General features: G+C 64.4%; 19 protein-coding genes. 10 read left to right on the top strand and 9 right to left on the bottom strand.

Annotated features, from left to right (window positions below; genetic code table 11):
- Positions 1-13 precede the first annotated feature (13 nt).
- Together QQL87_RS04920 and QQL87_RS04925 are read right to left on the bottom strand one after the other, a co-directional pair.
- Complete coding sequence (locus QQL87_RS04920; protein ID WP_284416828.1) at positions 14-454, bottom strand: SseB family protein; 441 nt, start codon at positions 452-454, stop codon at positions 14-16.
- Between the two features lie 41 nt (positions 455-495).
- Positions 496-2,376: a sigma-54-dependent Fis family transcriptional regulator gene (locus QQL87_RS04925; RefSeq protein WP_502871137.1), complete on the bottom strand. Its 1,881-nt coding sequence runs from the start codon at positions 2,374-2,376 to the stop codon at positions 496-498.
- A gap of 336 nt (positions 2,377-2,712) precedes the next feature.
- Here QQL87_RS04925 and QQL87_RS04930 point away from each other — a divergent pair, with 336 nt between their 5' ends.
- The 10 genes from QQL87_RS04930 to QQL87_RS04975 all read left to right on the top strand — a co-directional run bounded on the left by QQL87_RS04930 (position 2,713) and on the right by QQL87_RS04975 (position 12,644).
- On the top strand, positions 2,713-3,756 hold the full coding sequence (locus tag QQL87_RS04930; protein WP_284416826.1) for an NAD(P)-dependent alcohol dehydrogenase: 1,044 nt from the start codon (positions 2,713-2,715) through the stop codon (positions 3,754-3,756).
- A gap of 50 nt (positions 3,757-3,806) precedes the next feature.
- On the top strand, positions 3,807-4,184 hold the full coding sequence (locus QQL87_RS04935) for a hypothetical protein (protein WP_284416825.1): 378 nt from the start codon (positions 3,807-3,809) through the stop codon (positions 4,182-4,184).
- Positions 4,184-4,483, top strand: a complete 300-nt coding sequence (locus QQL87_RS04940; RefSeq protein WP_284416824.1) for a hypothetical protein — start codon at positions 4,184-4,186, stop codon at positions 4,481-4,483. Before QQL87_RS04935 ends, QQL87_RS04940 begins: the two co-directional genes overlap by 1 nt.
- 169 nt (positions 4,484-4,652) lie before the next feature.
- Entirely contained in the window at positions 4,653-6,323 is a 1,671-nt protein-coding gene (locus tag QQL87_RS04945) for an aromatic/alkene/methane monooxygenase hydroxylase/oxygenase subunit alpha (protein WP_284416823.1), read from the top strand.
- 72 nt (positions 6,324-6,395) lie between these two features.
- Positions 6,396-7,460: an NADH:ubiquinone reductase (Na(+)-transporting) subunit F gene (locus QQL87_RS04950; protein WP_284416822.1), complete on the top strand. Its 1,065-nt coding sequence runs from the start codon at positions 6,396-6,398 to the stop codon at positions 7,458-7,460.
- Between the two features lie 48 nt (positions 7,461-7,508).
- Positions 7,509-8,606: an aromatic/alkene monooxygenase hydroxylase subunit beta gene (locus QQL87_RS04955; RefSeq protein ID WP_284416821.1), complete on the top strand. Its 1,098-nt coding sequence runs from the start codon at positions 7,509-7,511 to the stop codon at positions 8,604-8,606.
- A gap of 37 nt (positions 8,607-8,643) precedes the next feature.
- Positions 8,644-9,000, top strand: coding sequence for an MmoB/DmpM family protein (locus QQL87_RS04960; RefSeq protein ID WP_231326759.1), 357 nt, complete (start codon positions 8,644-8,646; stop codon positions 8,998-9,000).
- Positions 9,001-9,107: 107 nt separating this feature from the next.
- Positions 9,108-10,145 carry an amidohydrolase family protein gene (locus QQL87_RS04965; RefSeq protein WP_284416820.1) on the top strand — a complete coding sequence of 346 codons (1,038 nt, stop codon included), beginning with the start codon at positions 9,108-9,110 and terminating at the stop codon, positions 10,143-10,145.
- 62 nt (positions 10,146-10,207) lie between these two features.
- The gene (locus QQL87_RS04970) at positions 10,208-10,939 is read left to right on the top strand and encodes an iron-sulfur cluster assembly protein (protein WP_284416819.1); all 732 of its coding nucleotides are present in this window, start codon (positions 10,208-10,210) and stop codon (positions 10,937-10,939) included.
- A 76-nt stretch (positions 10,940-11,015) separates the two neighbouring features.
- Positions 11,016-12,644, top strand: coding sequence for a molecular chaperone GroEL (locus QQL87_RS04975; RefSeq protein ID WP_284416818.1), 1,629 nt, complete (start codon positions 11,016-11,018; stop codon positions 12,642-12,644).
- Positions 12,645-12,767: 123 nt separating this feature from the next.
- On the opposite strand, the gene QQL87_RS04980 is transcribed toward QQL87_RS04975, so the two are convergent.
- The 7 genes from QQL87_RS04980 to QQL87_RS05010 form a co-directional block, all read right to left on the bottom strand.
- Positions 12,768-14,711, bottom strand: a complete 1,944-nt coding sequence (locus QQL87_RS04980) for a sigma-54-dependent Fis family transcriptional regulator (protein ID WP_284416817.1) — start codon at positions 14,709-14,711, stop codon at positions 12,768-12,770.
- A gap of 677 nt (positions 14,712-15,388) precedes the next feature.
- The gene (locus QQL87_RS04985; RefSeq protein WP_284416815.1) at positions 15,389-16,231 is read right to left on the bottom strand and encodes an ABC transporter substrate-binding protein; all 843 of its coding nucleotides are present in this window, start codon (positions 16,229-16,231) and stop codon (positions 15,389-15,391) included.
- Positions 16,232-16,266: 35 nt separating this feature from the next.
- The gene (locus QQL87_RS04990; RefSeq protein WP_284416814.1) at positions 16,267-17,034 is read right to left on the bottom strand and encodes an amino acid ABC transporter ATP-binding protein; all 768 of its coding nucleotides are present in this window, start codon (positions 17,032-17,034) and stop codon (positions 16,267-16,269) included.
- A 2-nt stretch (positions 17,035-17,036) separates the two neighbouring features.
- Entirely contained in the window at positions 17,037-17,789 is a 753-nt protein-coding gene (locus QQL87_RS04995; protein ID WP_284416870.1) for an amino acid ABC transporter permease, read from the bottom strand.
- Positions 17,789-18,490, bottom strand: a complete 702-nt coding sequence (locus QQL87_RS05000; RefSeq protein ID WP_284416813.1) for an amino acid ABC transporter permease — start codon at positions 18,488-18,490, stop codon at positions 17,789-17,791. The genes QQL87_RS04995 and QQL87_RS05000 overlap by 1 nt, the downstream gene beginning before the upstream one ends.
- 7 nt (positions 18,491-18,497) lie before the next feature.
- Positions 18,498-19,259 (bottom strand): SDR family oxidoreductase, encoded by a 762-nt coding sequence (locus QQL87_RS05005; RefSeq protein WP_284416812.1) that lies wholly within the window; start codon positions 19,257-19,259, stop codon positions 18,498-18,500.
- 50 nt (positions 19,260-19,309) lie between these two features.
- Positions 19,310-20,137, bottom strand: coding sequence for a LamB/YcsF family protein (locus QQL87_RS05010; protein ID WP_284416811.1), 828 nt, complete (start codon positions 20,135-20,137; stop codon positions 19,310-19,312).
- Between the last annotated feature and the right edge of the window lie 3 nt (positions 20,138-20,140).

The raw sequence follows: 20,140 nt of genomic DNA on the forward strand, positions 1-20,140 counted from the left end.
CCAGTGTGCATCGTCACCGGCTATCGTGCCGAGCCGCGTCCGCGGTCTGCAGCTTTTCGAAGATCGCCCCGTTCATCAGCAGCGCGATTTCGCTGGCGGGCATCGGCTTCTGGCATTCGGATAGCGGGTTGAACCAGAAGTTCGCGTTCGGCAGCATCGCAAACAGATTGCGGGCGGGGGCGCCGAGGCAGGCTTCCGGCTCCTTCACGTAGTCGGAGATGCGCTTCCTGGAGGTGAATGCCGGCAGCCAGGTCAGGCCCTGGAATTCGACCGTCGCGACGTTGACCCGCTCCTGGCGCGCAAGCGAGCGGCGCTCCCCGGGCTCGATCGGAGCCTCCGGTGTCAGGACATAGATCTCGGCCTCGAGCAGCGCGCGGTAGAACCGCGGGATGATCGCGGGATCTCGGCCGGCCGCCTGCATCAGCGCTTCGAGACTGTTCTCCGGTTCGAACATCGTGGCCTCCCTTGCATGAGTGAATCCTCGCGGCGCCGGCGTTAGGCCGGCTTGCCGCGAAGTGCGCGATAGACGGTGTTGCGCGAGATGCCGAGCCGCCGTGCGGTCCTGCTGATGTTGTTGCCGGTTTCCGCAAAGGTGTTGAGCACGAGGGCGCGCTGGATCTCGTGCAGGTCGGCCGGTCCGCCGTCTTCCATCGTGACTTTCGCTGCCATGCGCTCAGGGCTGACGAGCCCGATGACGGCGTCGACGGCGGCGGCGCCGATCACGGGGCCGGTCTCGCTGAGCGAGAGCCGCGCCAGAACATTGCGGAGCTCGCGGATGTTGCCGTCCCAACTCCGTTGCGCCAGCCGCTGAATGGCAGAATCGGACAGCGCGATCAACGGATCGATCTTCTGCATCAGATGGCGCGCGATGTCGGCGAAATCGCTGCGCTCGCGCAGCGGCAGCAGCGTCACCTCGAGCGTGTTGAGGCGAAACAGCAGGTCGGACCGGAAGCGGCCCTTGGCGATGGAAGCGTCGAGATCGGCATTGGTGGCCGACACCAGCAGCACGTCGACCTCGCGCTTGCTGCCGCCGACCGGCCGCACCGTCCAGTCGTCAAGGAAGCGCAGCAACACCGCCTGCAACGTCACCGGCATGTCGCCGATCTCGTCGAGAAACAGCGTGCCGCCATCGGCCTCCTTGAACAGGCCGGCCGAACCGCCCTTCCTGGCGCCGGTGAAGGCGCCTTCGGTGTAGCCGAACAGCTCGGCCTCGATCAGGCTGTCGGGAAGCGCTGCGCAATTGACCGCGACGAACGATCCGGTGCGCCGGCTCGCCGCATGCGCATGCCGCGCCATCTGCTCCTTGCCGGTGCCGGTCTCGCCGCGAATGAGGATCGGCATTTTTCGCGCAGCGGCGACGGCGACGTGCTGAACGATCGCGGCGATCCGCGGATCGGCGGAGACGAACGGCGCCGTCGTGTCCTTCGCTGGCGGCGGCCGCGGCGTCAGCACACGATGCGTCATCGGGAACTGCCTGGTGTTCTCGATCGTCGCGACGAACTGGCTGCCGACGTCGTCCTCGAGCCGTTGGCGCTCGTGGCGCCGGCCCTCGTCGACGAAGTCGCTGAAGCGCGCGCGGAACACGTCGCCGAAGCGGCGGCCCGCCGAGGCCGGCAAACCGTGCAGCAGCACGCGCGCGGCACGGTTGGCGGCGAGGATCTGGCCGTCTCTGTCGACCGCCAGCAGGCCGGCGCTGAGCGTGTGCAGATATTCGCCGCGATTGTGGAAGGCGATCAGGATATGGCCACGATGCTGCTCGCGGAACAGCCCGTTCTCGATCTGCGTCGCCGCCATCGCCACCAGCGCCTGGGTGTGCGCCTGGCGCGACATGCAGTCGGAGGACGCATCGAGGATGCCGGCGACCTCGCCGTCGGGTGCGAAGATCGGCGCCGCCACGCAGGTCAGATTGTTGTAGCGGGCGAAGAAGTGCTCGCGCCCATGTACGACGATCGGCCGTTTCAGATAGGCTGCCGTGCCGAGGCCGTTGGTGCCGCAGATGCTCTCGGTCCAGATCGATCCGGCGCGGATGCAGGCCGCATCCGACGCGTCGCTGAAGCTGGAATCGGAGATGATGTCGAGCAGCAGGCCTTCCGCGGTCGCAAACGCGATCATGAAATTGGAGCCGGCGATCTGCTGATGCAGCGTGTGCATCTCGGCCAGCGCGAGCCCGCGCACCAGCGAGCAGCGCTGCTGCTCCTGCCGCAGCACGGCTGCGTCGACGAACTCAGGCGAGGGCGGACGCAGCGCATCGAGTCCGAGCGTGATGCAGCGCATCCAGCTGTCGTAGATGTCGGCCGACAACTGATCGGCCGGTAGATGCCCCTGATCGTCGAGCTTCATCCACGCGCCATCGAGACGCCGGCTGGCTGGCAGCATCGTCCATCCTCCCGCTCTGAGGGCTTGGCGTCGTCCCCGTCGCCGCAGCTGTGTGTTGTTACTTATGTCGCTGCTGCGCGGATCATAGAGCAATCGCGCGGGAATCCAAATTGCCTCGGCAGAGCCGAGCATCGCGTCGCGCCTTCGAAAACTGTTCCGTCTCGGAACAGTTGCGCCGTCGGCATTGATCCGCGGCGGACCGAACAGCAGTTTTCGCGCATGCGATAACCCGCGGAATTACAGCTTGTTAGCTCGCTGGCATAGCTCTTGCTCAACCATGGTCAACGACGGCTGCGTCATGTTGACGTCGAAACAAAAAATATCCGGGGGAGTGAAATGAAGGCCGCGGTTCTCCATGCATTCGATGAACAGCTGACGGCGAAGGAGTTCGTCCGCTACGAGGAGGTCCCCGATCCCAGGATCTCGCGCCCGATGGATGTCATCGTGCGGATCGGCGGCGCCGGCGTCTGCCGCACCGACCTGCACATCGTCGAAGGCATCTGGCGCACCAAGGTCGACGTCAAGCTTCCCTACATCATGGGTCATGAGAACGCGGGCTGGGTCGAGGCCGTCGGCCCAGGCGTCGAAGGCGTCAAGGTCGGCGACAGCGTCATCTGTCACCCGCTGGTGACCAGCGGTCACTGTCTGGCGTGCCGGCGCGGCAACGACATGCATGCGCTCGACAGCTCCTTCCCCGGCATCAATGCCAATGGCGGCTACGCGCAATATCTGCTGACGGGGCAGCGCTCGCTGATCAAGCTGCCGAAGTCGCTGGCGCCGAAGGACGTCGCGCCCTACACGGATGCCGGCCTGACGGCGTATCGTGCGGCCAAGAAGGCGTCGCGCCATCTGCTGCCGGGCGAATACGCCGTGGTGATCGGTGCCGGCGGCCTTGGCCATATCGGCATCCAGGTTCTGGCGGCGCTGTGTGCGGCGGAGATCATCGTCGTTGACCGCTCCGAGAAGTCGCTCGAACTGGCGAAGACATGCGGGGCGCATCACCTGGTGAAGGCAGGTGACAGCGACGTCGAAGCCGTGCTGGCGCTGACCGGCGGCCGCGGCGCTGAAGCCGTCATCGACTTCGTCGGCGAGGGCGATGCCATCGCCAAGGGGCTGGCGATGACCGCGAACGGCGGCTCCTATTACATCGTCGGCTATGGCGGCAAGATCGACCTGCCGACCATCGACATGATCACGACCGAGAAGACCATCGTCGGCAACCTCGTCGGTACGTATGCCGAACTGGTCGAGCTGATGGCGCTGGCCGACCGCGGCCTGGTGAACCTTCACACCAGGGAATACCGGCTCAGCGAGGCCAATGATGCGCTGCATGATCTGCACCATGGGCGCATCCATGGACGCGCGGTGCTGATCCCGTAGCGCGTGCGCCGCCAGTGCTCGGTGTCCATCCCAATCATCGAACGAAAGTGATGCGGGTGACGAAGTCCAGCGACAATGGACCACAGATCACGGCCGAGGAAGCTGCCCAGCTGCAGCTCGCCCGCGACCGCATGATCGCCCGGCACAAGCTGATCGAGGGCATCATTCGCAACAACGAGATGCAGCTCAGGAACGAGAGCGCGCGCGGCGGCGCCGAGATCGAGCTGGAATGCGCGCGGCGCGACCTCTCACGCTCGGAAGGCGGAGGCGCAGCGCGGGACGAATTCCACAGGGTGACGGAGCGCCTGAGCCAGCTTTGCGACGAGCACGCGCGCCTCGTCGCCGAGCGCGAATGGCTCAATCACGCTTTGTTGGAATTCGACAGCACACCCACCGAGGACGATCACAAACGGACGGGACATGCATGATGAGCAAGGTCGACATGAGCAGGCTCAATTTCAAAAAGCCCGGCGGGCCTGTCTCGGCGGTGCCGCCGGCGCGCAGTGAAACACAGCCGTCGCCAGCGGAGCCGACAGAGGAGGACCGCTCGAAGGACGCGTTCTTCGCGCAGGTCGGCGAACTCGCCGAGGCGATGATCGCGCAGCACGGCAGTGAGTTTGCCATCGGCACCTTGGTGCTGGCGGCGAAGTTCGTCGCGGAGGGCCGGCCTCTGGTCAGCCGCGGCGCCGAAGCAGGCGAGGCGGCGAGCGCCGCCAAGCCGGTCTGAAATGCCAATTCATTGCGGGAGTCAAAGTCAATTTTCGGACCTCAAAGTTGATGGGCAGACGTGAATTTGCAGGAGACTTCGCGGGAGCCGCCATCTGCCGGAAGCTCCTTCGATCGAACGATCAAGGCCTGAATCCAAGAAGCTGATGCAACGTTCAAAGGAGAAGGAAATGTCTGCAAGTCTGACGCTCAATAAGATTACCGCCCAGAAGGGCATCACGATTGCCGAGGCAGCCAATCGCGTCGCGGACCTCGGCTGGACGCCGAGCTATGTCCAGGAGGCGATGACGTTCCCCACCGACTACAAGATTTCGAAGACTCCCCGCGACCCGATGAAGCAGGTCCTGCGCTCGTACTTCCCGATGCAGGAGGAGAAGGACAACCGCGTCTACGGCGCGCTCGACGCGGCGCTGCGTGGCGACATGTTCCGCAATGTCGAGCCGCGCTGGGTCGAGTGGATGAAGCTGTTCCTGGCGATCATCCCGTTCCCGGAGATCTCCGCGGCGCGGTCGATGGCGATGGTCGGCCGGCTGGCGCCGGGCGAGGAGCTGCGTACCGGCTTCACGATGCAGATGGTCGACGAGTTCCGGCACTCGACGATCCAGATGAATCTCAAGAAGTGGTACATGGAGAACTACATCGATCCGGCCGGGTTCGACATCACCGAGGCCGCGTTCGGCAAGTGCTACGCCACTACGATCGGGCGCCAGTTCGCCGAGGGGTTCCTGACGGGCGACGCGATCACCGCAGCCAACGTCTACCTGACGGTGGTCGCGGAGACTGCCTTCACGAACACCCTGTTCGTGGCGATGCCGTCAGAAGCCGCCCGCAACGGCGATTATGCGCTGCCAACCGTGTTCCTCTCGGTGCAGTCGGATGAATCGCGCCACATCGGCAACGGCCATTCGATGCTGATGGCGATGATCAACGATCCGTCGAACCACCAGCTGCTCGAGCGCGACCTGAAATACGCGTTCTGGCAGAACCACGCGATCGTCGACGCCGCGATCGGCACCTTCATCGAGTACGGCACCACGAACCGCGACAAGAACAAGGAGTCCTATGCGGAGCTCTGGCACCGCTGGATCTATGAAGACTATTATCGCACCTACATGCTGCCGCTGGAGAAATACGGCATCAAGATCCACCACGACGACGTCGCCGCCGCCTGGGACCGGATCGTCAAGAAGAACTACGTCCACAAGACCGCGCAATTCTTCGCGGTCGGCTGGTCGGCGAACTTCTGGCGCATCGAGGCCCAGACCGAGAAGGATTTCGAGTGGTTCGAGCACAAATATCCTGGCTGGTACGCCGAGTTCGGCGACTTCTGGAAGTGGTATGCAAAGCTGAGCGTGCCGGGCGAGACCAACATTCTCTTCAACAGCGACGTGGGCTACGTCTACCCGCACCGCTGCTGGAGCTGCATGGTGCCGTGCCTGATTCGCGAGGACTTCGTGTGCGACGAGGTCGACGGCAAGATGTACACCTATTGCTCGGAAGGCTGCCGCTGGACCCACAAGGTGGCGTTTGCCGCCGAGTATGAAGGCCGCGCCACGCCGGCGATGGGCCGCTTCAGCGGTCGCCGTGAATGGGAAGACTGCTATCACGGCTGGGACATCGCCGACGCCATCAAGGATCTCGGCTTCGTCCGTCCGGACGGCAAGACCCTGACGGCCCAGCCGCATCTGCGGTTCGACGCCAAGGACATGTGGACGCTCGATCACGTGCGCGGCCACCAGCTCGGCAGTCCGTTGCGCGGCTTCCGCGCGCTCTCGCCGATCGAGCGCGAGGTTGCGGTCGCCGACTATCGCAAGGGCTTCACCATCAATCCTTGCCACTGACGATGCGAGAGCAGGGGGCCGGTTGGCCGGCTCCCTGCGATCTTAGGCTTGGGCGTGTCGGGGAGATTGTCGATGTCGGTTGTTACGAAGGCTGCCGTGACGGACGTGCAGGTTCACAAGGTTCGGTTCGAGCCTGTCGGAATCGAGATGGAGGTCGAGGAAGGCGAGACCGTGCTCGATGCGGCGTTTCGTCAGGGCATCTCGCTGATGCATGGCTGCAAGGAAGGCCAATGCGGAAGCTGCAAGTCGAAGCTCGTCGACGGCGATATCGAGCTCTTGAAATACTCGACGTTCGCCCTGCCGGACTATGAGAGCGAGAACGGCCACGTCCTGCTGTGTCGGACCCACGCCTATAGCGATGTCAGCTTCGAGCTGCTCAATTACGACGAGGATCTGCTCAGGCGATCGATCGCGGTCAAGACGTTTCGCGGCCGCGTCGCCGCCATCACGGCGCTGACGGCGGACATCCGTCGGCTGGAGATCGAGATCGACAAGCCGATAAAGTTCTGGGCTGGCCAGTATGTCGACCTGACGATCGACGACGGCCGCATCACCCGGGCCTTCTCGATGGCCAATGCGCCTGGCGAGGGAACGCGGCTCTGCTTCATCATCAAGACATATCCGAATGGCGCCTTCTCCTCGCGGCTCGACGGCGGCCTTGGCGCCGGTGATCTGGTCATGGTGAAGGGGCCCTACGGCACCTGCTTCCGGCGCGAGGAGCGGCCCGGCCCGATGCTGCTGATCGGCGGCGGGTCGGGGATGTCGCCGCTGTGGTCGATCCTGGCCGATCATATCGCGAGCGGCGAACAGCGGCCGATCCGCTTCTTCTATGGCGCCCGGACGCGTGCCGATCTGTTCTATCTCGACGAACTGGCGGCGATCAGCGCGCAGCTTGCGGATTTCAAATTCGTTCCCGCGCTGTCGCATGCCACGGCTGACGACCATTGGGACGGCGAGACTGGCTTCGTGCACGAGGTGGTCGCGCGGCACCTGCGGCAGGAGAATTGGCCGGGGGCGATCGACGCCTATGCCTGTGGTCCGACGCCGATGATCGACGCGGTGCTGCCGATCCTGCAGGTCAACGGCGTCGAGCCTGATCACATCTATTTCGACAAGTTTACGCCGGCGGTGCGATGACGGCGTTCGGACATCGTCGCAACACAACAGCAAAAGAGGGAGGACGTCATGAGTGCACAAGCGAACACAGCGACCGCAGAGCCCACGGTTGCCAAATCGGGGGCGGCGGGAGCGGCGGTGTTTCCAGGCTCCGACAGCCGCAAGTATAATTATTTCGATCCGAAGGGCCGCAAGGCGACCCACTACGAGGATATGACGGTCGACGTTCAGCCGGATCCTGAGCGCTATCTGCTGCAGGACTGGATCATCTCCTTCCCCGATGGAACGCCGACCTACAGCAAGGATTGGACGGCGGCCAAGAGTTCCAACTGGCACAAGTTCCGCGCGGTCGATCAGGAATGGGAACGGACGCACTATCAGCGGCAGTCGACGATCTGCGGCATGGTGCAGAACACGATCGAGAACGGCCGCAAGTCCGGCGCGCCGGCGCGCTTCGACCCCGCCTGGGTGAAGGTCCTGCAGAACCATCTCGGCGCCTACAAGCATGCGGAGTTCGGGCTGGGGACGTCGACGATGCAGGCGCAGCGTTATGGCTACACCCAGATGGTCAACAACGCCATCCTGACCAACTCGTCCTACAAGCTGCGCTTCGCCCAGGATGTCACGCTCTATCTGAGCGAGATCGCGCTCGACCTTCCAGGCTTCGACGTCAATGCGGGCAAGCAGCATTGGCTGGAGGATCCGATCTGGCAGGGCGTGCGCAAGTCGATCGAGTCGGTGATGGGCTCGAATGACTATCTCGAGCAGTATTTTGCCACCAACGTGGTGTTCGAGCCGTTGGTCGGTGAGCTGTTCCGGTCCGGGTTCCTGATGCAGGCGGCGTCGGCGCAGAACGACTTCATCACGCCGGCTGTGGTCTCGGCGGCGGAAGCCGACTACGAGCGCAACCTCGCCAACACGGTCGAGCTGTTTCACATCCTCGGCACGGACCCAGCCCATGGCGCGAACAACATCGCGCTGTTCAACAAGTGGTTGGCCAAGCACGCTGAGCTGGCGCTCGACGCGGCCAACCGGCTGCAGCCGATCTGGTCGCAGCCCCGCGTCAAGGTCGTCTCGTTCAACGAGGCCCTGTCGCAAGCCAAGAACCGGATCAGGGGCATTGCCGCCGAGCTTGGCCTGACGGTCCCCACCGCTCTTGCCTCGTAGCCGAAGCCATTCATCCAAATCCGTCAGGAGAGTTACCATGATGCACGAAGCCGAGAACATCTTCAAATCGATGAAGGACATCACCTTCGAGGACACGGTGTCCCATCAATGCGGGGTCACGATGAATGACAGCGTCGAGGCGCGTGCCATCGCCGACGTCATGAGCCGGCACGACCACATCACCGTGACCTATATGCCGGCGATGATCCGGATCGACGGCATCGGCAAGATGGAATTCAAGATGGACGAAATCTCGGAAGAGCTCGGTCGTGAGATGACGCCGTATCTGTTCGAGATTTCGACGTCGACGCATTACGGCCGGATGGTCATGATCGACGACAATACCGTGATGCTGTTCGGCGACATGAACGAGATGATGAAATACATCGTCTGAGCTGGATTGCGCAGGACGCCCGGCTGGCCGTGCGCCGGCCGGGCCAACCTGGCTCTGCCAACAATGCCGGGCCTCATAACACTCAGTCTGGGAGCGGGAGAAACGCGATGTACAGGACAGCTACGGGCGAAGAGATTTTCGTGATCGACGGGCACACCCATTTCTGGGACGGCAGCCCGGCCAACCAGAAGAACATTCACGGCAAGCAGTTCATCGAGTGCTTCTATGCCTACCACTCCAACCTCAGTCCGCCGTCGGAGAAGTGGGAGAAGGAGAAGTTCGAGAAGTACGACGCCAAGACGATGTTCGAGGACCTGTTCGTGTCGGGCTATGACGACATGGCGATCCTGCAGCCGACCTATCTGACCGATTTCTACAAGAACGGCTTCAACACCACCGAGCGCAACGCGGCGATCAAGAAGAGCCATCCGGACCGCTTCATTCTCAACGGCGCGTTCGATCCGCGCGACGGCAACAAGGGGCTGGAGGACCTGCACGCGCTGGCGGAGAAGCATAAGCTCCAGGGCGTGAAGCTGTACACGGCGGAGTGGCGCGGCGAGTCCAAGGGCTACAAGCTGTCCGACAAGGACTCCTATAAATATCTCGAGGCGGCGCAGAAGCTCGGCATCAAGAACGTGCACGTCCACAAGGGGCCGACGATCATTCCGCTGAATCGTGATGCGTTCGATGTCGCCGATATCGACGACGTCGCGACCTCGTTCCAGGACCTGAACTTCATCGTCGAGCATTGCGGGCTGCCGCGGCTGGATGATTTCTGCTGGATCGCGACCCAGGAGACCAATGTCTATGCGGGCATCGCCGTGGCGCTGCCGTTCATCCATTCGCGTCCCGGTTATTTTGCCCATGTGATGTCGGAGCTGTTGTTCTGGCTCGGGCCGGACAAGATCCTCTATGGCAGCGATTACGGCATCTGGACCCCGAAATGGCTGATCGACAAGTTCATGGCGTTCGAGATTCCGGAGGACCTCACCAAGGAAACCGGCTCGGTGCTGACCCTGGAGAACAAGACCAAGATCCTCGGCCTCAACGCGGCACGGCTCTATGGCATCGACGTCGAAGCCCAGAAGAAGAAGATCAGGGCCGGCGGCGGCTACGCGCATCTGTCTGAACCCGTGCCGGCGTGAACGCCATGAGCGGGCGGAGCGCAAGGAGCCTGCCGGCACACGACCGGCAGGCGGAGCAGAGGATGGTCGACGCAAGGCAGGCCGAGCTGTGGGCCTGCCTGCACGGCGTCATGGATCCGGAGCTGGACGAGTCCGTGGTCGATCTCAACTTCGTCACCAAAGCGGATGTGGACGCGAGCAGCCGTGTCCACATCGAATTCAGGCTACCGACCTATTGGTGTGCCGCGAATTTCTCGTTCCTGATGGCCGACGACATGCGTCGTGCTGCGATGGCACTGGACTGGGTGACGGGTGTCAGCGTGGTGCTCGGCGAGCACATGTATGCCGACAAGATCAATGCAGGGCTGGCGCTGGGCCTGTCGTTCCAGGAGACGTTCGGCGTCGAGGCCGATGGCGACCTGGAGGATCTGCGCCGGACGTTCCTCGTCAAGGCGTTCCAGCGCCGTCAGGTCGCGCTGCTCAATCATCTCACCGCGACAGGTCATTCGCCGGAGACGCTGACGGCGCTCACCTTGGCGGAGCTGCATAGCCTGCCCGTCGACGACGAGGGCGACAGATTGCGGCGGCGCTATCTCGAGCGGCGCGACGTCGTGTCGGCCGCGACTGACGAGATGCCGGCCTTCGTCGACGCTGCGGGCTCGCCGCTGCGCGCCGACGGCTTTGCAGCCTACGTCTCAGGGCTGCGGCGTGTCGGCGTCAACGCCGAGTTCAACAGCGCGCTGTGCCGCGGGCTGCTGTCGGTGCGGTTCGATCTGGAGACGCCATTCGTTCCGAAAGCACGCGCCTCGGCCTGACTGGCCGGGGGACAACAACAACGGTCGCGCCGGCCGTGACGGCGGTGAACGACCAGGCCAATGGGAGGTTGAGGACATGCCGAAGATCATGCTGCATGACGAAGCGGCGCGGGCCGCTCTGGGACGGGGCGTTGCCAAGCTGGCCAAGGCGGTGCGCGGCACCCTGGGTCCGAAGGGAATGAACGCCATCATGGACCGTCCGATCGGGACGCCGATCGTGTCGCGGGACGGCGTCAGCATCGCCAGCGAGATCGAGCTGGAATGCCCGTTCGAGAACATGGGCGCGCAGGTGCTGCGCGAGGTCTCGAAGCAGACCAACGACACCGCGGGCGACGGCACCACGACGGCCACGGTGCTGGCCGACGTGCTGGTGCAGGACGGCTTGAAGAGCCTCGCGGCCGGCGCCAATCCGGTCGAGCTGGTCGAGGGCCTCGAGCTGGCGGTGGCGGAGACGATCAAGCACCTGAAACGGTCGGCAATCGCCCTGCAGGGTTCGGCAGGCCTGCGGGCGGTCGCGAGCATCGCGGCAAATGATGCTGCGCTCGGCGACATGGTCGCGGAAGCGTTCGAGCGCGCAGGAACCCACGGCATCGTCGCGGTCGAATATGGCAACACGGTCCAGACGACGCTCGAAGTCGTCGAAGGCATGGCGTTCGAGCGCGGCTATCTCTCGCATCACATGGTGACCGACGTCGAGCGCATGCAGGTCGTGCTCGACAATCCGTTCATCCTGATGACGGACCACAAGATCCAGAGCGGCGAGCAGCTTGCCGGCGTGATCTCGCTGGTGGAGAAGAGCGGCAGGCCGCTGCTGATCATCGCCGAGGAGGTTGCACCGGTCGTGATCATGCAGCTGCTGGCGCGCCGCGAGAAGAACAACTTCAAGGTCGCCGCGATCCATCCGCCGGAGTTCGGCCATTGGCGTAAGGCGATGCTGGAGGATATCGCGATCACCACCGGCGGCCGTGTCATCTCGGTCGATCTCGGCGGCCGGTTGGAAAAGGCCGAGTTGCAGGATCTCGGCGCCGCGCGTCAGGTGCGGATCTCCGCCTCCAAGACCTTGATCACGGCCGGTGCCGGCGATCCGGACAGGATTGCCGCCCGCCGCGAGCAGGTGATGCGGCAATATGATGCGGCGCCTGAGAACATCGAGCGCGACAAGTTCCAGGAGCGCATCGCCAAGCTGTCGGGCGGCACGGCCATGATCCTTGCAGGCGGAGCGACGCCCGTCGAGCAGAAGCGCCGCACCCAGCTGATCGAGGATGCGATCAATGCGACGCGGGCGGCGATCGAGGAGGGCATCGTCCCCGGCGGCGGCTTTGCGCTGCTGAAGGCGGCGCCCAAGCTCGACGACCTCATCAAAGGCCTCGACGGCAGCGTGAGGCAGGGCGCCGAGCTGCTGCAGCGAGCGCTGAGCCGGCCGCTGTTCCACATCGCGTCCAACGCCGGCCTCGATGCCGAGGCGGAGGTCAACAAGGTTGCGAAGGGCGCCAACGGTCATGGCCTCGACGCGCGCAACGGTGCCTCGGTCGATCTCGTCAAGGCCGGCATCGTCGATCCCGTCAAGGTCTGCTACAGCGCGGTGCGCAATGCCGCCTCCGTCGCCGGGCTGATCCTGACGACGCAGACGTTGATCGCGAAGAAGCCGGATGACTACGACCCGACGGCCGGCCCGGCGCTGGGCGGTGGCGCTGAGCGGCTTTGATCCACCCGGCTTGCGCTGGAGGTGAGCCGGGTGTCCGTGCCCGGCTCTGGTGCTCCGTGTTGGTCACTCGATGTTGGTCACTCCAAGGCCATGTCCGTAGCGACATGAGCGCAGCGCCGCGGACTACGGCCGCGGCTGGCCGAGCGCGCGATAGATCGTGTTCCTGGAGACGCCGAGACGGCGCGCGGTCTCGCTGACATTGCCATTGGTCTCCGCGTAGACCATCAGGATGCGGGCGCGCTGGACGTCCTGCAGCGATCCAGTGTCCGGCGGCGGGCGCTGACCTATCACTTGGCCGATCACTTGGCCAAGCATAGCGTCCACGCAGGCCTCGTCGATCACCCCGTTGGACACGCCGAGCGTGAGCCGCGCCAGCATGTTGCCGAGCTCCCGGATGTTGCCCTGCCAATGGTTCGGTGCCAGCCGCGCCAGCGCCTCGGCCGTAATGCCGCAGCCCGGATCGATCTTGCGCAGCAGCTGCCGCGCAATGGCGTCGAAATCGCAGCGCTCGCGCAGCCGCGGCAGCCGCACCTCGAGCGTGTTGAGGCGATACAGCAGGTCGGAGCGGAAGCGCCCGTCGGCAATCGCCTTGTCGAGCGCGGCGTTGGTCGCGGACACCAGGAAGACGTCGACCTTGAGGGCGCTGCCGCCGACCGGCCGCACGGTCCAGTCGTCGAGCAGGCGCAGCAGCACGCCCTGCAGCGCCACCGGCATGTCGCCGATCTCGTCGAGAAACAGCGTGCCGCCATCGGCCTCTTTCACGAGGCCAGTGGCGCCGCCGGACCGTGCGCCGGTGAACGCGCCATCGGCATAGCCGAACAGCTCGGCCTCGATCAGGCTGTCAGGGAGCGCGGCGCAATTGATCGCGATGAAGGGGCCTGAGCGGCCGCTGGCAGCGTGGGCATGGCGTGCCAGCTGCTCCTTGCCGGTGCCGGTCTCGCCGCGGATCAGGATCGGCATCTTGCGCGCCGCCGCGCTCTCGACGCGCCGCACGATCGCGAGCACGTTCGGATCCTCGGCAACGAAGCCCGGGCTCTTGGCGGCGGCTGGCTTCGTCGGCGGCTGAGATGCCTGCGCGTGGCGCGACGGCGCCGCCGGGGGCGTGCCGTCGCGCCCGCGTGTCGTCACGGCACTGCGATCTCCGGGGGCCCGCCGCCGGGCATGCATCACGACGATCGCGCCGACACCCGTGCTGCCGTTCTTGACGAGCTCGAAGCTCGCATGGGGCAGCAGCTCCCTGAGCTTCGCCGGCCAGTCCTCGAACGCGACAGTTTTCAGGAACCGCGTCGGCGCCTCGCCATCGGTGTTGAGGCCGTTGTCCTTCATGGCGCGCAGCCCGCGCTCGGTCGCATGGAGGATGGCGCCGCGGCGGTCGAGCAGGATGCATTCCTCGGTGGCCCAGGAGGCGCGCTTGGCGATGAAGTCGCACAGCAGCTGCTCCTTGTCCTGCCGCGCCAATTGCGCCAGCACGCTCTCGACGTGATGGCCGACGGCCACCGCCAGCGCCAGGCTCTGCGGATTGAAGGTGCTGGCCGGGCCGGAGATGTCGACGACGCCGAGCAGCTCGCCATCGTTCGGATCGTGAACCGGAACCGCGGCGCAGGTCCAGCGCTGGACCTCGGTGCAGAAATGCTCGGCGCCGTGAATCTGGACCGGGCATGAGTCAGCCAGCGCCGCGCCGATCGCGTTGGTGCCGATATCGGCCTCGCTCCAGCGCCCGCCATGTTCGAGATGCACCGCGCGGCCGGCATCGATGACCCTGGCGTCGCCCTGGGTGTCGATGATCAGGCCGGTGGGATCGGTGAGGATCATGATCGAGCCGGCGTCGCTCAGGAACGTCTTGGAGTTCTGCAGCGCGCAGCGGGCGGCGTGGCGCAGCGCGGCATGCTTGGCGCGCTGGCGAAAGAGTTCCGCCTCCGCGACCAGCGGTGCCTTCGCGCGATCGACGGTGACGCTGTGCTGCCGCGATCGCTGCCACGACGCAGCCACGGTCGATCTCACCGCGCCCGACAAGGTGCCGCGTTCGACGAATTTTTGCCATGCAGCCCGTACGTCCCGTTGGTCCATTCCGGTTCCTCCAACGTGTCGATGCCCGCTGCCCACGACGTCCCGCGATCAAATGCCTGCTGTGGATGCCCTGTCGTGGCAAACCGGCCACCGATCACGCCGCAACGGTCAAATTGTCCGAGCCGTTCGAACCTGATTCCTCCAAAATGTCGGGAGATATGTGCGCGTGCGAACGCGAGGGCGACCACGTCGGCCCATCAACCACCTTGCTCGCGTTTCACGTCCCCGACGTCCCAGCGCTTCCTCGACGCTGGTAACGCCCGACCTTATACGTGTTGGTCAATTGCGCAAAGCCGAACTCATCACGTTGCCGATCAATCATGCGACAAATTGAACGCGTATCGCCATCTGCACTGTCCAGCCACATTGACATGCGCGACATCGAATGACGTCACTACGTGCCACACGGAAGCAAGCTGCCGCATCGAGGCGCGCATCGCGCGCCAATGTGCGATGCGGAGCAGGGATCGTGAACCCGGCGTGTTAGCCGGCTACTACATTTACGTCATGATCGATGTCCCGATCATGCGGCTGCAGTTGGGTCGTTGCGAGCCGGCCGTCGTCTTGCGCGATACGTCAGCGGATATCAAAACGGCCCGCGGGGTCGGCGGACCCGCGGGCCTTGCTGACAAGCCGAACAGCTGAAGGTGCCATGCATCGTCGCAATCGCGACGTCGTCAGGGAATCGGCGTGAATTTCAGTTCGCCGATCGGCACGACCTTGTCGGTGCGCACCATCTTGTATTCCGTGCCGGCCCCGAGCCATTTGTCCCAGATGCGATTGATCTCGCCGCTGCTGTCGAGCGCCAGCAGCGTTGCGTTGACCTTTGCGAGCAGTGCCGGCTCGTCCTTTTTCATGCCGATGCCGATCGGCTGAAGGATCATCGGTTCGTCGATCATCTTGAGCTCGACGCCGCCGGTCTTGGACTGGTTGACCAGTTTGGTGATCGTCATCGTGTTGGCGACCATGCCGACCGCTTTGTTCTGCTGCACGGCCATGAAGGCCGAGCCCGTATCCTGGAAGGTGAGGGGATCGGAGCCGTTGAGCTTGATCGATAGTTCGGAGGTCGATCCCTTGGTCGAGGACAGCCGCTTTCCGGTGAAGTCCGCCTTCTTGGTGCCGGGATCGCTCGCCTTCACGGCGAGCATCTCCTTGGCGATGTAATAGGGGTCGCTGAACTGGATCTGCTCGGCGCGGCTCAGCGTATAAGCGAGGTTGGCGACGGTAATGTCGACATGGCCCAATTTGACTTCCGGCACGCGCGCATCGACCGACAGCGGGGTGATCTTGGCGGTTACGCCCAGCGCTTTGGCGATCGCGCCGCACAGGTCGACGTCGAAGCCGACCATGTCGCGGGTCTTGGGATCAGGGGCGGCGAAGGGCGGTACGTCCGCGAATGTGCCACAGCGCAGTTCCTTCCGTTGCAGGATGTCCTGCAGCTGATCGGCGCGGGCGGCGTAGCTGATGCTGCTGATGCTGACAGCGACCAACAAGAGATGGGCGGTCGTTCGGGACAACATGGTTCGACTCCTGCTGAGAGACAATGAAACGAAGGTCATCGGTCGCGTAGATCGGCGAGGAAGCGTTGCGCTCGGGGGTGTTCCGGATTGCTGAAGAAACTCTTCGGCTCCGCCATGCTGAGAATGCGGCCTGCGTCCATGAACCAGACGCGATCGGCGACCTCGCGCGCGAACGCCATTTCGTGGGTGACGCACATCATGGTCATGCCGTCGCTCGCGAGGCTGCGCATGACGGCGAGGACCTCGCCGACCATCTCCGGGTCGAGCGCGCTGGTCGGCTCGTCGAACAGCATCGCGGGCGGCTCCATCGCAAGCGCGCGCGCGATGGCGACGCGCTGCTGCTGTCCGCCCGATAATTGCGCCGGAAACGAATGCGCCTTGCTCGCCAGTCCGACCCGGTCGAGCAGGAGCATGGCTTTGTCGTGCGCCTCGGCAACTGGCAGCCCGCGCAGGCGGAGCGGCGACAGCATGATGTTGTCGAGCGCGGAGAGATGCGGAAAGAGATTGAAGCTCTGAAACACGAAGCCGATGCGGCTTCGGAGTCTGTTGAGGGTCTTGCTCGTCATCTTGGCATGAACGTTCTGACCGTCGAACAGCAGCTCTCCGGATTGGATTTCCTCCAGGCGGTTGACGGTCCGGATCAGGGTGGATTTTCCCGACCCCGACGGCCCGCAGACGACCACGACTTCGCCCTTGCGAACCTGGGCGTTGATGTCGACGAGGGCGTCGAAGTCGCCGTATCGCTTGTTGACACGCTTGAATTCGATCATGGTCGGCTGGTCCGAAGCGCTGTCATCGATCATGGTCAGGGCTCTGCTGCCAGAGGGGTGCCGTTGTTGACCGGCGCGTGGGCGCCACCCTTGCCGGCCCGTTTTGCGGCGACGCGCCGTTCGAGCCAGTTCGCCAGTTGGGTCAGGCTCCAGCAGACGACGAAATAGATGGCTGCGAGGAGAGCGAAGACCTCGAAGGGTTTGGTCAGCAGGCGATTGTTGATCTGGTTCGCCGCGAAGGTGAGCTCGGGGACGTTGATCACGTAGCCCAGCGTCGTTTCCTTGATGGTGGAGACGAACTGACTGAGAAGGCTCGGTGTCATGTTGTAGATCGCCTGCGGCAGGATGACGTACCGCATGGCGCCGATATGACTATGGCCGAGCGCGCGGGCGGCGTCCATCTGTCCCCGAGGCAGCGCCTGGATTCCGGCCCGCACGATCTCACTCAGGAAGGCGGCCTCATAGATGACGAGAGCAACGACCATCGTGACGAAACCCGGCACGACCGTTCCGATGACGAGGGGAACGAGAAAATAGCCCCAGAAGATGATCATCAGCAGAGGGACGCCGCGCATGATGTAGACGAGGGCCGTCGCCGGCGCGCGCAGCATCAGCCAGGGCGAAAGTCTCGCCAGGGCGACGACGACGCTGAGCGGGAAGGCCAGCGCGATGCCGAGCACCGACAGCAGCAGCGTTGCCGCAATGCCGCCCAGCGGACCGTTCGGATATTGGCCGATCAGCAGCAGCAGCCAATCGTCCTGGATGATCGAGAAGATCTGCGCCAGCATCAGCGTGCTCCGATCGGACTGGCGCGCCGGCCCAGCCATGCGCCGATCCCCATCAGGATCAGTGAGCAGCCGAGATACACGATCGTTGCGATCAGGAACGTCTCGAAGGTGCGGAAGCTCTGGTTGTCGACCTCCTTGACGGCGTGGGTCAATTCGGCGACGCCGATCGCCATGGCGAGGCTGCTGTTCTTGAACAGAGAGACCGAGTGATTGACCAGAGCGGGCAGGGCGTTGCGGAACGCCTGCGGCAACATGACGTAGCGCATCGCGCTGAGATAGCCGTGCCCGAGGGCGCGCGCGGCCTCCTCTTGCCCGGCGGCGACCGAGCGCAGGCCGGAGCGAAGATCCTCGCTGAAATAGGCCGCCTGGCAGAGGCCGAGGCCGATGATCGCGAACGTCGCCTCGGCGTGGTGCTCGCTCAGCCATTCCTGAAGACCTGACGGCAGCAGGCTGGAGATGCCGAAATACCAGAGGATCAACTGGACCAGCGTCGGGACGTTGCTGTGATAGGACACGTAGGCGCGGACGGCGCGCTCCGCGATCCGGCTCGGCAGCAGGCGGATCACGAGCAGCAGGATGCCGAGGCTCATCGCCAGGACCCATGAGCCGGCCGCGATTATGAGCGTGACCAGAAAGCCGTCCGCCAGCATCCCGGCAAGCTGGGGATTGAGCAGGATCGCGGTGACGTCGAAACCCTGCATGGCCGGCTCAGGAGGATTTGCTGGCCGGCGTCGCCGGTTTCGCGGTGGAGAGCCCGCCAGGGACCTGGAGGGTCGGAGTGATTTCCATGTGGCCGATATTGACGGCCACGGGCGCTGCGATGGCGAAAGCGATCGCGTCGGCGACGTCGGACGCCTGCGGCAGCTCGTAGCCGTCGATGAAGCGCTCGCGAACCTCCGGCGTGTCGCCATGGACATGCGCGAAGATATCGGTCGCGATGCGGCCCGGGCAGATCTCGGTCACGCGGACGCGCTTGCCGAAGGCATCGATGCGCAACTGGCGCGACAGCATGCTGATGGCGGCCTTGGTCGCGTGATAGGTGGAGTTGCCGCCGAAATTATAGGCGCCGGCGATCGAGCTGATATTGACGACGTGTCCGCGATCGCGCGCGACCATTCCCGGCACCACGAGCCGGCACAGATGCAGCACCGCGCGCAGATTGACGTCGATCAGGAGATCGATATCCGCGGCCTCGGCTTTCAGGAACGGATTGGGCCGGTCGACGCCGGCATTGTTGACCAGGATGTCGAACGCCACCTCCTGCGTGAGACGGGTGATGCTGGCGAGGTCGGTCACGTCGAGCGCGTGCGCAATGCAGCCGGTGCGCTCCGACAAGTCTGCGAGCTGTTTCGCGCTGCGCGCCAGCGCGTGAACCTCGAGGTTCTCGCGCCGCAGGCGCTCGACGACGGCGGCGCCGATGCCTGACGAGGCGCCCGTGACCAGAACCGTCTTGTAATCGGAAAAAGGCATCGCGAGCGTCCAGATTGTGACAGCAGGTTAACGAGCGGCTGAGCCGTGCGCTAAGATGGAATGTCTGTGGCGGGATAAGATGCCCTTATGCCTTGAGGCAGCTCGGCGGCCTGGCCGAGCAGACGGGATACCGGGACGATGCGCCCACCGCTCCGCTCGATGTCCTGTCGAACGGCTCTTGCAAGCTCGAGCGCGCCGGGCGTGTCGCCATGCAGCAGAATGCTCTGCGGCCGCATTTTGAGAGCGTTGCCGCCGTAGGTCACAACCTCGCCGCGGTCGAGCATGCGCAGAACGCGCGCGATCACAGCCTTCTGGTTGTGGATCACGGAGCCTGGCAGCCGGCGCGGAACCAGCAGGCCGTCATCATCATAGGCGCGATCGGCCAGGAACGTCGTCGCGACCTTCAAGCCGCAATCGGCCGCGGCGGATTCGATGGCGCGGCTGCTGGACGAGACGATCGCCAGCCGAGGATTGAAGTCCGCGACCGCCCTGACGAGCACCGCGGCCAGCGCATTGTCGGCTGCAACCATGTTTCCCAGGGCGCCGTGGAAGCTCATATGCGTCATCCGTCCGCCAGCCGAACGCGTGATGCCGTCGAGCGCGCCGAGCTGATAGATCACCATCGCGGCGAGCTCGGCGGGGTCGATGTGCATGACGCGCCGCCCAAAGCCCTGACGGTCGGGAAAGCCGACATGGGCGCCGATATCGACGCCGCGGGCCATGGCCAGCTTGACCGTGCGCAGCATGATCAGGGGATCGCCGGCGTGAAAGCCGCAGGCCAAATTCGCCGACGACAGCAGGTCGAGCAGCGCTTCGTCGTCGCCCATGCGCCACGGGCCAAGGCCTTCGGCGAGGTCGGCGTTGAGATCGATGTCCATCGT

It is taken from the genome of Bradyrhizobium sp. SSBR45G (assembly GCF_030159255.1).
GTDB lineage: Bacteria > Pseudomonadota > Alphaproteobacteria > Rhizobiales > Xanthobacteraceae > Bradyrhizobium.